Below are 15715 nucleotides of genomic sequence, written 5' to 3' on the forward strand. Positions count from 1 at the left end.
TCCCTTAACCCGCATAAGAGAGATAGGCCGGCTTAGCTCAGTTGGTAGAGCATCTGATTTGTAATCAGAGGGTCGCGTGTTCAAGTCATGTAGCCGGCATTTTTTTGTATTTGGGCGCGTAGCTCAGGTGGTTAGAGCGCACGCCTGATAAGCGTGAGGTCGGTGGTTCGAGTCCACTCGTGCCCATTAATTTTGGAGAATTACTCAAGAGGCTGAAGAGGACGGTTTGCTAAATCGTTAGGTCGGGTAACTGGCGCAAGGGTTCGAATCCCTTATTCTCCGTATGCACAAACGATGTTATCTTTTAGATAACTCGTTTTATTTTTGCTAGATTTTGGGGTTTGTTGTGCGGAAATTAGGTTTTTCTCGATTTTTATTAATTTGTGTGGTGACGGTAACGTGTGTTGCTTCACTTATTTTTTTTCTTTTAAAAGAAGTCAGGATTCGTCAAAGTATTTCACAATATATTTCTAATATTTCATTAACAGTGTCATCTGCTATGTCTTATCCTCTCTCTTCTGCTAAGAATTTTCTTTCTGATTTTAACTCAGTAGATGAACTTAGAAAGGAAAATTCTAAATTAAATGAAAAACTTTCAATTTTAGAACCAAATGAAAAAAAATTAAAAGATTTAATTTCTGAAAATGAATCTTTGAGAGCTAGTTTAGATATAAAAAATTCTTTTGCCAGTCAGACAGTTTTAACTGGGAAAGTAATTAACCGTTCAACTCTTGCTTGGTTAGATTGGATTTCTCTTGATGTTGGTCATGAAGATGGAGTTTTCGAAAATATGTTAGTACTTTCAAATGGCTATTTGATTGGAAAAATTACTCAGGTCACTTCAAAATTTTCAACGGTTGATTTATTGACTAATACTGGTAAATCTATCGAAATTCCAATTAAGATATCAACTAGTACTGGTGATATTTACGGAATTTTAACAGGTTTTGATGTCCATAAGAACTCTTATTTGATAACAAAACTTAATAAAAAGTTAGATATAACTAAAGGAAATCCTGTTTTTACAAGTGGACTTGATGGTCAGACAGTAGCTAATGTAAAGGTGGGGGAGGTTGTTGAAATTATCTCAGAAGATGAATTAAATCGGACAGTCTATGTTTCGCCAGGAGCAAATTTTGATGATTTAGCTTATGTCACTTTGATAGGAGAATAGTATGGCAATCTTCAAATCTTTTTTTATGATGCTATTTTTCTTGTTTTTATCTTTTACTTTTGATAGCCAGGTAGTATTAGTTCTCAATATTTTTCTTCCAAATAATTTAGTACTCTCAAGTCATATGAGTCTCATTGCATTATTATATTTTGAAAAACGATTTTCTAATTTTGGGATATATTTGATTTATTTGTTATTTGGTTTGCTTATAGATGGTTATTATTATCATACATTTGGTTTAGCTGTTTTTCTCTATCCATTATTAGTTTATTTGGTAAAAAAACATAGCGGTCTTATTTTGATGACTTCTACACGGTTTTTAATGTTACTGGCTCTTATCTTAATATTTGAAGGGGGATCCTATTGTTTGGCTTCGATTTATGGATTAACTAACTATCCAATTAATCTTGAAATTACTAACCATTTAATGCAGACTTTAGTATTTAACAGTGTACTTTTTCTGTTAACTATTTCTATTTTTAATGTTGTTACAGAGTAGATTTTTCTTTGTTTTAAACTATCAATAAACTGTAACAATAGCGTAACATATAGTCTTGTTTTTTTTGATAGAATGAATACTGTCTTATTGAAAGGAAATTATTATTCTATGAAGAAACGTATCTTATCAGTAATTTTACTCAGTGGTATGATATTGAGTACAGCTTCAAATTTAACTCTCGTATCAGCAACTGATTATGAAGCACAAATTGCTGCAAAAGAGGCAACCATTAGTACATTATCTGCCGAACAATCTGCTGCAAAAGAACAAGTAACTGCTATTAAAGCTCAAGTAGCTTCTCTTCAAAATGAAAAAGCTAAATTGGAAGAAGAGAATAAGCGTTTGGAAGCAGAGTCTGAAAGATTAATTGCTGAAATTAAAGAATTATCGGATAAAATTATTGCTCGTACAGAGTCTTTAAAAAATCAAGCTCGTAGTGCTCAACAAAATGGTGGTGCTACAAATTACATTTCAGCTATTATTGATGCAGATTCTATTTCAGATGCTATTGGCCGTATTGCAGCAATTAGAGAGGTTGTTTCAGCTAATGAAAGTATGTTGAAACAACAAGAAGAAGATAAAGCATTGCTTGAGACAAAACAAGAAGAAAATCAAGCTGCGATTAATACTGTTTGGGAAAACCAAAGAACGCTTGCTGCTAACGAGGTTTCATTGAAAACACAACAAGCAGAGCTTGAGGTTGCTCAAATTAATTTAGCAGCTCAATTGACAACTGTTGAGAGTGAAAAGTCAGCACTTCTTCAAGAAAAAGCAGCGGCTGAGGCCGCAGCTGCAGCAGCCGCTGCCGCAGAGAAAGCAGCTCGTGAGCAAGCCGCAGCTGCAACGGCAGCTCAAGCTCAATCAGCCCAATCAGTACAAGCAGTAGTTCATACACCAGCAATTCAAGCAACTCCATCAGTTGCTGTATCTAGTTCACAAGCAGCGCCAGTAGTTGCGTCGTCACCTGCAAAAGTTACCTATTCAGCAGCAAATACTTATCCTGCTGGTCAATGTACTTGGGGTGTGAAAGCACTTGCTCCTTGGGTTGGTAATTATTGGGGAAATGCTGGTCAGTGGTTAGGTAGTGCACGTTCTGCTGGCTATTCAACTGGTACGACACCACAAGTTGGTTCAGTAGCTGTGTGGACAAACTCTTACTATGGTCACGTTGCAGTAGTAACTGCTGTTCATCCGGATGGTACTATTGAGGTAATGGAATGTAATATGGATGGTAGCGGAACACAACCAATTGCTAACTATCGTGGTGCATTTAGTCCAAATAGTGTTGCTGGATATATTTACCCATAATGTGTTAGGTAATGTTTATTAAGAATTATTTAACTATTTATATGATGAAGATAGGAGTTCTACTTGATAATTTAGGAAGCTCCTATTTTTTTATCAAGTGCTTTTTGATATGAGTCCATGTTTTCTCAATAGGATTGTACTCAGGAGAGTGGGGTGGAAGAGGTAAAAGTTTATGCCATACTCTTCACATAAGAGTTCTAATCTATTCATTCTATGGAATCTTACATTATCCATAATAATAACTGATGGTGTGCCTAATGTTGGTAGCAGAAAATTCTGAAACCAAGCTTCAAAAAGATCACTCGTCATCGTCTCTTCATCAGTCATGGGAGCGATTATGTCACCATTTATCAGCCCTGCAACCAAAGAAATCCTCTGATACCTTTTTTAAAATACTTTACGAATCATTCCCATTGTTCTTCCTCCCGGTCCTATCAAGTGATTGGAAGACTATAAAAATAAAAATCGCTACATGATGTTAACGTTTTAGCTTATCAACTTATAGAAGAACATCCATTTTTCAATATTATCGCCACAAAGTTTTGGCGTTTTCAGATATAAAGGTAATTGAATTGTTGGTGTAAGGACAGTTGGATCGCGCATAATATGGGTTATTTGATTGTTCTTTCAAAAAATTGACTTTTCTATCCTGAAATCACTCATTGAAATTAGCAACTACGGGAATGATTCTTAGTGGTAAGTCATTGAAAAATCCTTTAAAAAGGTTTACAATAGAAGTTGAGAAAAAATCTTGGAGGAAGTCATGTCTTACAATAACTTGAAGCTTTTTGCTTTGTCGTCAAATCAAGAATTGGCAAAAAAAGTAGCAGATTCCATGGGGATTTCACTTGGTAAATCATCTGTTCGTCAATTTTCTGATGGTGAAATTCAAGTTAATATTGAAGAATCTATTCGTGGTCATCATGTTTATATTCTACAATCTACTTCTGCACCAGTAAATCATAATTTAATGGAAATTTTGATTATGGTCGATGCTCTAAAACGTGCTAGTGCAGAGACAATTAATGTTGTAATGCCTTATTATGGGTATGCTCGTCAAGACCGTAAGGCACGTGCTCGTGAGCCGATTACATCAAAATTGGTTGCTAATATGCTTGAGGTAGCTGGTGTGAACCGTTTATTAACAGTAGATCTTCATGCGGCTCAAATTCAAGGATTCTTTGATATTCCAGTGGACCATTTGATGGGAGCACCGCTTATTGCAGACTATTTTGATCGTGCGGGGTTAACTGGCGAAGATGTGGTAGTTGTCAGTCCTGATCATGGTGGTGTGACACGGGCTCGTAAATTAGCACAATTTTTAAAAACTCCAATTGCCATTATTGATAAACGTCGTAGCGTTGATAAGATGAATACTTCTGAGGTTATGAATATTATTGGTAATGTTAAAGGGAAGACTTGTATCCTGATTGATGACATGATTGATACGGCAGGAACGATTTGTCATGCGGCAGATGCACTTGCTGAAGCGGGGGCAACATCGGTTTATGCAAGTTGTACTCACCCGGTTCTGTCTGGTCCAGCATTAGAAAATATTATGAATTCTGCTATTGAAAAATTGGTGGTTCTAGATACTATTTATCTACCAGAAGAGCGTTTGATTGATAAGATTGAACAAATTTCAATTGCTGATCTTTTGGCAGATGCTATTATTCGTATCCATGAGAAACGTCCTTTAACTCCTCTATTTGAGTTGGGACATAAATAATGAGCTGAAGTCATCCTTTGGGTGACTTTTTTGGTATAATAAAGTTTAATAATTCTCGGGAGGATAATGTTATGGATATGTCAAATCGTTTTAATAAAAATCTAAATAAAATTGAAGTGTCAATGATTAGACAATTTGATCAATCAATTTCAGGGATTCCTAATATTTTAAAATTGACATTGGGTGAGCCTGATTTTAATACACCAGATCATGTGAAGTCTGCTGCGAAGACTGCTATTGATGCTAATCAAAGTCATTATACTGGAATGGCTGGTTTACTTGAATTACGTGAAGCTGCGTCAGCTTTTGTCAAAGAAAAATATCAGTTAGATTATAAGGCTGAAGATGAGATTTTGGTAACTGTAGGAGCTACGGAAGCCTTGTCAGCAACCTTAACAGCTATTTTAGAACCTGGGGATATTGTACTATTGCCTGCACCTGCCTATCCTGGATATGAACCGATTGTCACGCTTGTAGGGGCAAAAATTGTTGAAATTGATACGACAACAAATGATTTTGTGTTAACTCCAGATATGTTGGAAAAAGCTTTAGAAGAGTATGGAGATAAGGTTAAGGCTGTCTTGCTTAATTATCCTGCTAATCCTACTGGGGTAACTTATACGCGTGATGAAATAGAGGCTTTTGCGACTGTTTTAGAAAATTATCCTGTCTTTGTCGTTAGTGATGAGGTTTATTCAGAGCTTAATTATACGAACGAACCTCATGTTTCGATTGCTGAATTTATTCCAGATCAAACGATTGTTATCAATGGTCTTTCCAAATCTCATGCGATGACAGGATGGCGTTTAGGATTAATTTTTGCACGAGAGACTCTGGCTGCACAGATTATCAAGAGTCACCAGTACCTTGTGACTGCGGCAACAACCGCTTCTCAATTTGCGGCAATAGCTGCACTTACAAAGGGGAAAAATGATGCTGAGCCAATGAAGGTTGAATACATTAAACGTCGTGATTATATTATTGAGAAGATGACATCGATGAATTTCAAGATTATTAGACCAAATGGGGCGTTCTATATTTTTGCTAAAATTCCTGTAACTGAGGGACGAGATTCATTTGCATTTTTACAAAAATTGGCAAATGAACAGGCAGTTGCCTTTATTCCTGGCGTAGCTTTTGGGAAATACGGTGAGGGGTACCTACGTATTTCCTATGCAGCTAGTATGGAGGTTATTAAAGAAGCTATGCGTCGTTTAGAAGTTTTCATGGAGCAATATGGAAATTAAGGAAATGCGAGGGCTAATCCTCTATAATCGTAATTACCGTGAAGATGATAAATTAGTTAAGATATTTACGGAGACGGCAGGTAAGCGCATGTTTTTTATCAAGCATGCTAGTAAATCGAAATTATCTTCAGTGATTCAACCTTTAACACAGGCTAATTTTTTGGTAAAGTTGAATGATGTCGGTCTCTCATATATTCATGATTATCATGATGCTAATCTGTATAAGGTTATTAACGAGGATATTTTTGTCTTATCTTATGCTACTTATTTGGTTGCTTTAGCTGATGCTGCTATTATTGATAATCAGCCAGATCCTCATTTATTTGCCTTCTTAGTTAAGACCTTGGAATTGATGAATGAGGGGTTGGATTATGAGATTTTAACCAATATCTTTGAAGTTCAGATTTTAGAACGTTTTGGAGCTCAGTTAAATTTTCATGAATGTGTTTTTTGCCATCGAGTTGGGCAACGGTTTGATTTTTCTTATCAGTATTCTGGTCTTCTGTGTCCTAAACATTACGATAAGGATTTGAAGCGTAGTCAGCTTGATCCGAATGTCCCCTATTTACTGGATAAATTTCAATCAGTACAGTTTGATGAGCTTAGGACAATTTCTGTTAAACCAGAGATGAAGCAGAAGCTCCGCCATTTTATAGATGGTATTTATGACAATTATGTTGGTATTCAACTCAAGAGTAAAAAGTTTATTGATGATTTGAGCAAGTGGGGAGATGTGATGCGAAAGGACAGTTAATACTGTCTTTTTGGTTTTGTGGTATAATATGAGTATCAAATGATTTTGTGAGGAAAGTATGAAAAAAATTGCAGTAGATGCCATGGGTGGTGATAATGCTCCTCAGGCTATTGTAGAAGGTGTGAACCGTGCCTTGGCAGATTTCTCAGATATTGAAGTGATTTTGTATGGGGATGACACGAAGATTCGTCCTTATTTGACAGCAACTGATCGTGTGACGATTGTTCATACGGAGGAAAAAATCAATTCCGATGATGAGCCCACTAAGGCTATACGTACCAAAAAGAATGCGAGCATGGTTTTAGCTGCAAAAGCGGTTAAGGATGGTGAGGCTGATGCTGTTTTATCAGCTGGTAATACAGGTGCTTTGCTGACTGCTGGGACCTTGATTGTGAAGCGTATTAAGGGAGTAGAGCGTCCAGGTTTGATGACGACTTTGCCAACAATGAGTGGTCAAAATTTTGACATGCTTGATTTAGGTGCCAATGCTGAGAATACAGCAACTCACTTACATCAGTATGGTATTCTAGGGTCTTTTTATGCTAAGAACGTGCGTGGTATTGAAAGACCACGTGTTGGTTTATTAAATAATGGTACGGAGGAGACCAAAGGAACTCCAATACATCAAGAGGCTTATCGCTTGCTAGCGAATGAACCGTCGATTCATTTCATTGGAAATGTGGAGGCGCGTGAATTATTGAATGATGTTGCGGACGTGGTGGTATCGGATGGTTTCACGGGAAACGCTGTGCTGAAAACCATTGAAGGGACAGCAAAGTCTGTTATGGGAGCTTTGAAATCAGCGATTACTTCGGCAGGAGTCAAAGGGAAATTAGGGGCTCTTTTGCTGAAGGATAGTCTCTATGGTTTGAAGGATACGATGGACTATTCTAAAGCTGGTGGTGCGGTGTTATTTGGTGTGCAAGCACCGGTGGTTAAGGCCCATGGCTCTAGCGATGCGACTTCGATTTACTATACGATTAAACAAATTCGTACCATGTTGGAGACAGATGTGGTGTCACAGTTAGTGACAGAATTTGCAGATAAAGCGTAAAATAGATAATCAAAAGATGTTATTGTTCGATTTAAACGAATAATAACTTTTTATTTTATCTATTTTTAGTGTTTTTCTTGATGAAAGTCGGATATTCTGGTAAAATCGTAATAATAACTGATGAAAGGCGAACTTTTTTATGTCCAATCAACTTATTTATCAAGGAAAAGCCAAAGATATTTATATGACAGAAGACGAACATGTGATTAAAGCAGTCTATAAGGACCAAGCTACAATGCTAAATGGTGCTCGTAAGGAGACGATTGAAGGTAAAGGCGTGCTTAATAATCAGATTTCGTCTCTTATTTTTGCCAAACTAAATGCTGCGGGTGTGGCAACGCATTTTATTAAACAAGTGTCAGAAACCGAACAATTAAATCAAAAAGTGACAATTATTCCTTTAGAGGTTGTGCTTCGGAATGTGACAGCTGGGTCTTTTTCAAAACGTTTTGGGGTGAAAGAAGGTCTTATTTTAGAGACGCCGATTGTGGAATTTTACTACAAAAATGATGATTTGGATGATCCTTTTATCAATGATGAGCATGTGCAGTTCTTGAAGATTGCGACAGAAGAAGAAATTGCCTATCTTAAGACTGAGACACGTCGTATCAATGATTTGCTAAAAGGGTGGTTTAGTCAAATTGGACTACGTTTGATTGATTTTAAATTAGAATTTGGCTTTGACAAGGATGGCAAGATTATTTTAGCGGACGAATTTTCACCAGATAACTGTCGCCTTTGGGATGCTGATGGGAATCATATGGATAAGGATGTTTTCCGTCGTGATCTAGGCAGTCTGACAGATGCTTATAGGGTCGTGTTGGATCGTTTGAAAACATTGGATTAGTCAGTAAGCATGGTTTAAAGAAAGGACAATCGATAGGAGTATTCTGTCGATAAAGGAGTTTAGTATGGATAGACGTATTTTCGTTGAAAAGAAGGCTGATTTGCAGGTAAAATCACAGGCTCTGGTGAAAGAATTGACCCATCGGTTGCAGTTGACTAGTTTGTCAACTGTTCGCATTGTGCAGGTTTATGATGTGTTCAATTTATCAGAAAATCTCGTTGAACGAGCTGAAGAACACATTTTTTCTGAGCAAGTGACTGATAACATTTTGTCAGAAACTGAAGTAGCGGAAGCTCTTAGTCAATCAGCCTTTTTTGCGATTGAAAGTTTGCCTGGTCAATTTGATCAACGGGCAGTTTCAGCTCAAGAAGCTCTGCTATTGCTAGGGGGGACAACGGATGTCGTCGTGAATACCTCCCAGCTTTATTTGGTGAATAAGGATATTGCAGCAGATGAGTTGGAAGCGGTGAAGCAATATCTTTTAAATCCCGTTGATTCACGTTTCAAGGATATTACGGTAGCTATTCAACCGCAGGCATTTTCAGTGTCAGATAAAACCATTCCAACCTTGGATTTCTTTGAAACTTATACGGCAGAAGATTTTTCGGTTTATAAGGCAGAGCAGGGGATGGCTATGGAGGTTGCTGACCTTGTCTTTATTCAAGATTACTTTAAATCAATTGGGCGCGTGCCAACTGAAACTGAGTTGAAGGTTTTGGATACTTATTGGTCAGACCACTGCCGTCACACCACTTTTGAAACAGAATTGAAACAGATCAATTTTTCGGAATCACAATTCCAAGAGCAGTTGCAAGCAACCTATGATAAATATTTGGCTATGCGTGAGGAATTGGGGCGTTCAGATAAGCCACAAACTTTGATGGATATGGCGACGATTTTTGGACGCTACGAGCGTGCCAATGGCCGTTTGGATGATATGGAAGTATCAGATGAAATCAATGCTTGCTCAGTAGAGATTGAGGTTGATGTCAATGGCGTTAAAGAGCCGTGGCTCCTTATGTTCAAGAATGAAACTCACAATCACCCAACAGAAATTGAGCCGTTTGGCGGAGCGGCGACTTGTATTGGCGGAGCGATTCGTGATCCCTTGTCAGGGCGTTCATATGTTTACCAAGCGATGCGGATTTCAGGGGCTGGCGACATTACAGTTCCGCTTTCGGAGACGCGTGAAGGAAAATTGCCACAGCAGGTCATTTCAAAAACGGCAGCTCATGGGTATTCTTCATATGGAAATCAAATTGGACTTGCAACGACGTATGTGCGTGAGTATTTCCACCCAGGCTTTGTGGCTAAACGGATGGAGCTTGGTGCGGTTGTTGGTGCGGCTCCAAAGGAAAATGTTGTCCGTGAAAAACCAGAAGCGGGAGATGTGGTCATTCTTCTTGGTGGAAAAACAGGTCGTGACGGCGTTGGTGGTGCGATAGGTTCTTCTAAAGTTCAGACGGTCGAATCGGTTGAAACAGCTGGCGCAGAGGTTCAAAAAGGAAATGCCATTGAAGAACGTAAAATTCAACGCCTTTTCCGTAATGGTGAAGTGACTCGGCTTATTAAAAAATCAAATGACTTTGGTGCAGGTGGTGTCTGTGTCGCCATCGGTGAATTGGCTGACGGACTTGAAATTGACCTTGATAAGGTGCCACTTAAATATGCTGGTCTAAACGGTACAGAGATTGCTATCTCAGAATCCCAAGAGCGTATGGCGGTTGTGGTGCGTCCTAGTGATGTGGATGCTTTTATCTCAGCTTGTGCGACAGAAAATATTCATGCTGTAGTTGTGGCAACCGTGACTGAAAAACCAAATCTTGTCATGACGTGGAATGGGCAAACCATTGTGGATATTGAGCGTTGCTTCCTTGATACCAATGGAGTTCGCGTAGTAGTAGATGCCAATGTAGTGGACAGCGAAGTAGCTGCTCCAGAAGTACGCGCCACTTCAGCAGAAACTCTTGAAAAAGATACTTTAGCTGTTTTGGCTGATTTGAACCACGCTAGTCAAAAAGGGTTGCAGACGATTTTTGATAGTTCTGTTGGTCGCTCTACTGTTAATCATCCGCTTGGAGGCCGTTATCAAGTGACTCCAACAGAGGCTTCTGTACAGAAATTACCAGTTCAGCATGGTGTGACAACGACAGCCTCTGTGATAGCACAAGGATTTAATCCTTATATCGCAGAATGGTCTCCATATCATGGGGCTGCTTATGCAGTCATTGAAGCGACTGCACGGTTAGCAGCAACAGGGGCTAACTGGTCGAAGGCGCGTTTCTCTTATCAAGAATACTTTCAGCGTATGGATAAACAAGCTGATCGTTTTGGTCAACCAGTAGCAGCACTCCTTGGCTCTATTGAAGCTCAAATTCAGCTTGGTTTGCCATCCATCGGTGGTAAGGATTCGATGTCAGGTACTTTTGAAGATTTGACTGTCCCTCCAACGCTCGTTGCCTTTGGGGTAACGACTGCGGCTACTCATAAGGTCTTGTCACCAGAGTTCAAAGTTTCTGGAGAGAACATTTACTATCTACCAGGTCAAGCCATCTCTGCCGATATTGATTTTGCACTGATTAAGCAGAATTTTGAAGTCTTGTCTGCCATTCAAGAAAAACATACGTTGACGTCAGCTTCCGCTGTCAAATATGGTGGTCTGATTGAAGCTCTAGCTCTAGCGACATTCGGTAATCGTATCGGTGTTTCTGTGGAAATAGCAGAGCTTGACAGTAGCTTGACAGCTCAATTGGGTGGTTTCATCTTTACTTCAAAAGAGGAGATTGCTGACGCGGTGAAAATTGGTCAAACGACAGCGGACTTTAACGTAGTTGTCAATGGTGTCAACCTATCTGGTGAGAGCTTACTAGCAGCCTTTGAAGGCACATTAGAAGATATCTATCCAACGGTGTTTGAACAAGAAACAACTTTGGAAACAGTACCCGCTATTGTCATTGATACCGTGAAACAAGCTAAAGAAATCGTTGACAAACCTTTGGTTTACATTCCAGTTTTCCCGGGGACAAACTCTGAATATGATTCGGCTAAGGCTTTTGAACAGGCCGGTGCTAAGGTGAACATGGTTCCGTTTGTCACTCTTGATGGTAAAGCGATTGAGCAGTCTGTTGACACCATGGTTGACAATATTGTTAAGTCGCATATCCTATTCTTTGCAGGTGGCTTCTCTGCTGCAGATGAACCAGACGGGTCTGCTAAGTTTATCGTGACGATCTTGCTAAATACGAAGGTCCGCTCTGCTATTGACAACTTTATCGCGCGTGGTGGTCTTATTATCGGAATTTGTAATGGTTTCCAAGCACTTGTGAAATCAGGCCTCCTACCTTATGGTAATTTTGAGGATACGACTGAAACCAGCCCAACCCTTTTCTACAACGATGCTAACCAACACGTTGCAAAAATGGTGGAAACTCGTGTGGCGAACACTAACTCTCCATGGCTTGCAGGTGTCCAAGTAGGCGATATTTATGCGATTCCAGTATCTCACGGTGAAGGAAAATTTGTCGTGACAGCAGAAGAATTTGCAGAGTTGCGTGACAATGGGCAAATTTGGAGTCAATATGTGGACTTTACTGGTCAGCCAAGTATGGATAGCCAATATAATCCAAATGGATCTCTTCATGCCATCGAAGGAATTACGAGCAAGAACGGGCAAATCATTGGTAAGATGGGGCACTCAGAACGTTGGGAAGAAGGTCTTTTCCGAAATATTCCAGGAAATAAAGACCAAAAACTCTTTGAAAGTGCCGTGAAGTACTTTACAGGGAAATAAAATGAATGAGTGAGCGAAAGTGAACTTGTAGTAGGTGCTTTTCACCGTGATAAAAAAGTGATAACATCACTCTGGAGGTGTCAAGGACTATTGATTTAGTCATGAAATAATGCCATCACCACATACGAAAAACACCCAAAAAGGAAAAATGAAATGACATACGAAGTAAAATCATTAAATGAAGAATGTGGTGTCTTCGGCATTTGGGGACACCCACAGGCAGCCCAAGTGACCTATTTTGGGCTTCATAGCCTGCAGCACCGCGGTCAAGAAGGGGCGGGGATTATCTCAAATGACCAAGGGCATCTGTTGGGCCACCGTGATACAGGGTTGCTCTCAGAAGTCTTTAAAAATCCAGCTGATTTGGAAAAATTAACAGGGACAGCAGCGATTGGACATGTGCGCTATGCGACAGCAGGCGCAGCCTCAATCAATAACATTCAGCCCTTCCTTTACACCTTTACCAATGAGCAACTAGCCCTTGCCCACAATGGGAATTTAACCAATGCGGTGTCGTTAAAAAAAGAATTGGAAGCGCAAGGGGCCATTTTTAATGCTTCATCAGATACGGAAATCTTGATGCACCTCATTCGCCGTAGCCACAATCCGGAATTTATGGGGAAGGTTAAAGAGGCTTTGAATACTGTCAAAGGTGGCTTTGCTTATCTTTTAATGACAGAGGACATGCTCATTGCGGCGCTTGATCCTAATGGCTTCCGCCCGCTTTCTATTGGAAAAATGAAAAATGGCGCTTGGGTAGTCTCTTCAGAAACCTGCGCCTTTGAAGTAGTTGGTGCCGAGTGGGTTCGCGATGTCAATCCTGGAGAAGTGCTTATCATTGATGACAATGGCATCCAGTATGATACTTACACCACTGATACACAGTTGGCTATTTGTTCGATGGAATATGTGTATTTTGCACGTCCTGACTCCACCATTGCGGGTGTCAACGTCCATACGGCTCGTAAAAATATGGGAAGAAGGCTGGCGCAGGAATTCAAGTATGAAGCTGACATTGTGGTTGGTGTGCCAAACTCATCCTTATCAGCAGCTATGGGCTTCGCTGAAGAATCAGGTCTGCCAAACGAGATGGGCTTGGTCAAAAATCAATACACGCAGCGGACCTTTATCCAACCAACGCAAGAATTACGTGAGCAGGGTGTTCGCATGAAACTCTCAGCGGTATCTGGTGTCGTCAAGGATAAACGTGTGGTCATGGTTGATGACTCGATTGTTCGAGGAACAACGTCACGCCGTATTGTTCAATTATTGCGTGAAGCTGGTGCTAAGGAAGTTCATGTGGCGATTGGAAGTCCAGAGTTGAAATACCCATGTTTTTATGGGATTGACATCCAGACCCGTCGGGAATTGATTTCGGCCAATCATAGTGTGGAAGAAGTGTGTGACATTATTGGGGCAGATAGCTTGACATATTTGTCATTGGATGGCTTGATTGACTCGATTGGCTTAGAAACCGATGCGCCAAATGGTGGGCTCTGTGTGGCTTATTTTGATGGGAACTATCCAACCCCATTGTATGACTATGAGGAAGCTTATCTTAAGAGCTTGGAAGAAAAGGTCAGTTTTCACATTGATCACGTTAAATAGCTCTGCTATTTTCCAAAAGGATTGACACTAAATTGACGGTTTGTTTACAAGGTTGACAATTTTGTCAATATCAAAAAGGAGAAAGAAATGTCTAAAAACAAAAATGCGTATGCCCAATCTGGTGTGGATGTTGAAGCTGGTTATGAGGTTGTTGAGCGGATTAAGAAGCACGTGGCGCGTACTGAGCGTCTGGGTGTGATGGGAGCTCTCGGTGGCTTCGGCGGGATGTTTGACCTAACGACAACAGGTGTCAAAGAGCCAGTCCTTATCTCAGGGACAGACGGTGTTGGGACCAAGCTCATGCTAGCAATCAAATATGATAAGCACGATACCATTGGTCAAGATTGCGTTGCCATGTGTGTCAACGATATTATCGCTGCTGGTGCTGAGCCACTTTACTTCCTTGACTATGTGGCGACTGGTAAAAATGTTCCTGAAAAGTTGGAACAAGTTGTCGCTGGTGTGGCAGAAGGCTGTGTGCAAGCTGGGGCTGCTCTTATTGGTGGAGAAACCGCTGAAATGCCTGGAATGTACGGCGAAGACGACTATGATTTAGCTGGTTTTGCAGTAGGGATTGCTGAGAAGTCTCAGATTATTGATGGCTCAAAAGTTAAAGCAGGCGATGTTCTTCTTGGACTTGCTTCTAGCGGGATTCACTCCAACGGCTATTCTCTCGTTCGCCGTGTCTTTGCAGATTACACAGGTGACGAAGTGCTACCTGAGTTGGAAGGTCAAAAACTCAAAGATGTCCTTCTTGAGCCAACTCGTATCTATGTCAAGCAAGTGTTGCCTCTTGTCAAAGCAGGGCTGGTTAATGGCATTGCTCACATCACAGGTGGCGGCTTTATCGAAAATGTGCCTCGTATGTTTGCGGACAACTTGGCTGCAGAAATTGGTAAGGATAAAATCCCAGTTTTGCCGATTTTCAAAGCTCTTGAGAAATACGGTGAGATTAAGCATGAGGAAATGTTTGAAATCTTCAATATGGGGATTGGGCTCATGTTGGCGGTTAGTCCTGAAAATGTTGATAAAGTCAAAGAACTGGTGGATGAAGAGGTCTATGAAATTGGCCATATTGTTGAAAAGACTGACCAGAACGTGATAATTCGATGAAAAAGATTGCTGTCTTTGCCAGCGGTTCTGGCTCCAATTTTCAAGTGCTGGCGGAACAATTTCCCATCGCGCTACTCTTTTCTGACAAAAAAAACGCCTACGCTTTGGAGCGGGCCAAAAATCTGGGTGTGCCCAGCTATACTTTTGAACTCAAAGAATTTGAAAACAAGGTGGCTTACGAAGAAGCCATTGTGGAATTGCTAGATAAGCACCAAATTGATTTGGTTGTTTTGGCTGGTTATATGAAAATTGTGTGTAACACCTTGTTGTCGGCCTATGAAGGACGAATCATCAATATCCACCCTGCCTATCTACCAGAATTTCCTGGGGCTCACGGCATCGAAGATGCGTGGAAAGCCGACGTTTCTCAGAGTGGTGTGACGGTTCATTGGGTGGATGCAGGTGTGGATACAGGTCAAATTATCAAACAAGTCCGAGTGCCTCGTTTAATAAATGATACCATCGAAACCTTTGAAGCTCGCATCCATGAAACGGAGTACAAATTGTATCCAGAGGTGATTAGGGAGCTGGTTTGACATTCTTTTGGGTGAGTGATAGACTGAGGTTGATTAAATCTCAGTTCTACTCATAG

At 40.2% G+C, this 15715-nt stretch carries 12 protein-coding genes, 3 tRNA genes and 1 pseudogene; 15 read left to right on the top strand and 1 reads right to left on the bottom strand.

Annotation, left to right across the window (positions count from 1 at the left end):
- Positions 1-26: 26 nt before the first annotated feature.
- The 6 genes from ACFPQ3_RS07680 to pcsB all read left to right on the top strand — a co-directional run bounded on the left by ACFPQ3_RS07680 (position 27) and on the right by pcsB (position 2981).
- Positions 27-99: transfer RNA gene (locus tag ACFPQ3_RS07680), tRNA-Thr, on the top strand.
- A 13-nt stretch (positions 100-112) separates the two neighbouring features.
- Positions 113-186: transfer RNA gene (locus ACFPQ3_RS07685), tRNA-Ile, on the top strand.
- An 8-nt stretch (positions 187-194) separates the two neighbouring features.
- Positions 195-282, top strand: a tRNA-Ser gene (locus ACFPQ3_RS07690).
- 64 nt (positions 283-346) lie between these two features.
- The gene (mreC, locus tag ACFPQ3_RS07695; protein ID WP_161978934.1) at positions 347-1174 is read left to right on the top strand and encodes a rod shape-determining protein MreC; all 828 of its coding nucleotides are present in this window, start codon (positions 347-349) and stop codon (positions 1172-1174) included.
- Position 1175: 1 nt separating this feature from the next.
- A complete protein-coding gene (mreD, locus tag ACFPQ3_RS07700; protein WP_156806219.1) occupies positions 1176-1673 on the top strand; it encodes a rod shape-determining protein MreD in 498 nt (165 codons plus the stop codon).
- A gap of 108 nt (positions 1674-1781) precedes the next feature.
- Positions 1782-2981 (top strand): peptidoglycan hydrolase PcsB, encoded by a 1200-nt coding sequence (pcsB, locus tag ACFPQ3_RS07705; RefSeq protein WP_156806218.1) that lies wholly within the window; start codon positions 1782-1784, stop codon positions 2979-2981.
- Positions 2982-3063: 82 nt separating this feature from the next.
- Here the strand turns inward: pcsB and ACFPQ3_RS07710 are convergent.
- Positions 3064-3368: pseudogene (locus tag ACFPQ3_RS07710) on the bottom strand (transposase); the annotation flags it as partial.
- A 376-nt stretch (positions 3369-3744) separates the two neighbouring features.
- Between ACFPQ3_RS07710 and ACFPQ3_RS07715 the strand changes: the two are divergent.
- The 9 genes from ACFPQ3_RS07715 (at position 3745) to purN (ending at position 15659) form a co-directional block, all read left to right on the top strand.
- Positions 3745-4710, top strand: a complete 966-nt coding sequence (locus ACFPQ3_RS07715; protein WP_156806217.1) for a ribose-phosphate diphosphokinase — start codon at positions 3745-3747, stop codon at positions 4708-4710.
- A gap of 71 nt (positions 4711-4781) precedes the next feature.
- The gene (locus tag ACFPQ3_RS07720) at positions 4782-5957 is read left to right on the top strand and encodes a pyridoxal phosphate-dependent aminotransferase (protein WP_156806216.1); all 1176 of its coding nucleotides are present in this window, start codon (positions 4782-4784) and stop codon (positions 5955-5957) included.
- A complete protein-coding gene (gene recO / locus ACFPQ3_RS07725; RefSeq protein WP_156806215.1) occupies positions 5947-6711 on the top strand; it encodes a DNA repair protein RecO in 765 nt (254 codons plus the stop codon). The genes ACFPQ3_RS07720 and recO overlap by 11 nt, the downstream gene beginning before the upstream one ends.
- Before the next feature lie 58 nt (positions 6712-6769).
- On the top strand, positions 6770-7765 hold the full coding sequence (gene plsX / locus ACFPQ3_RS07730; protein ID WP_156806214.1) for a phosphate acyltransferase PlsX: 996 nt from the start codon (positions 6770-6772) through the stop codon (positions 7763-7765).
- A gap of 139 nt (positions 7766-7904) precedes the next feature.
- Positions 7905-8612: a phosphoribosylaminoimidazolesuccinocarboxamide synthase gene (purC, locus tag ACFPQ3_RS07735; protein WP_156806213.1), complete on the top strand. Its 708-nt coding sequence runs from the start codon at positions 7905-7907 to the stop codon at positions 8610-8612.
- Positions 8613-8676: 64 nt separating this feature from the next.
- Positions 8677-12402, top strand: coding sequence for a phosphoribosylformylglycinamidine synthase (locus tag ACFPQ3_RS07740; RefSeq protein WP_156806212.1), 3726 nt, complete (start codon positions 8677-8679; stop codon positions 12400-12402).
- A 153-nt stretch (positions 12403-12555) separates the two neighbouring features.
- Positions 12556-14010: an amidophosphoribosyltransferase gene (gene purF / locus ACFPQ3_RS07745; RefSeq protein WP_156806211.1), complete on the top strand. Its 1455-nt coding sequence runs from the start codon at positions 12556-12558 to the stop codon at positions 14008-14010.
- Between the two features lie 87 nt (positions 14011-14097).
- Positions 14098-15123 carry a phosphoribosylformylglycinamidine cyclo-ligase gene (purM, locus tag ACFPQ3_RS07750; protein ID WP_156806210.1) on the top strand — a complete coding sequence of 342 codons (1026 nt, stop codon included), beginning with the start codon at positions 14098-14100 and terminating at the stop codon, positions 15121-15123.
- Positions 15120-15659 carry a phosphoribosylglycinamide formyltransferase gene (purN, locus tag ACFPQ3_RS07755; RefSeq protein ID WP_156806209.1) on the top strand — a complete coding sequence of 180 codons (540 nt, stop codon included), beginning with the start codon at positions 15120-15122 and terminating at the stop codon, positions 15657-15659. Before purM ends, purN begins: the two co-directional genes overlap by 4 nt.
- Positions 15660-15715 lie beyond the last annotated feature (56 nt).

Source organism: Streptococcus caledonicus (assembly GCF_042656225.1).
GTDB lineage: Bacteria > Bacillota > Bacilli > Lactobacillales > Streptococcaceae > Streptococcus > Streptococcus caledonicus.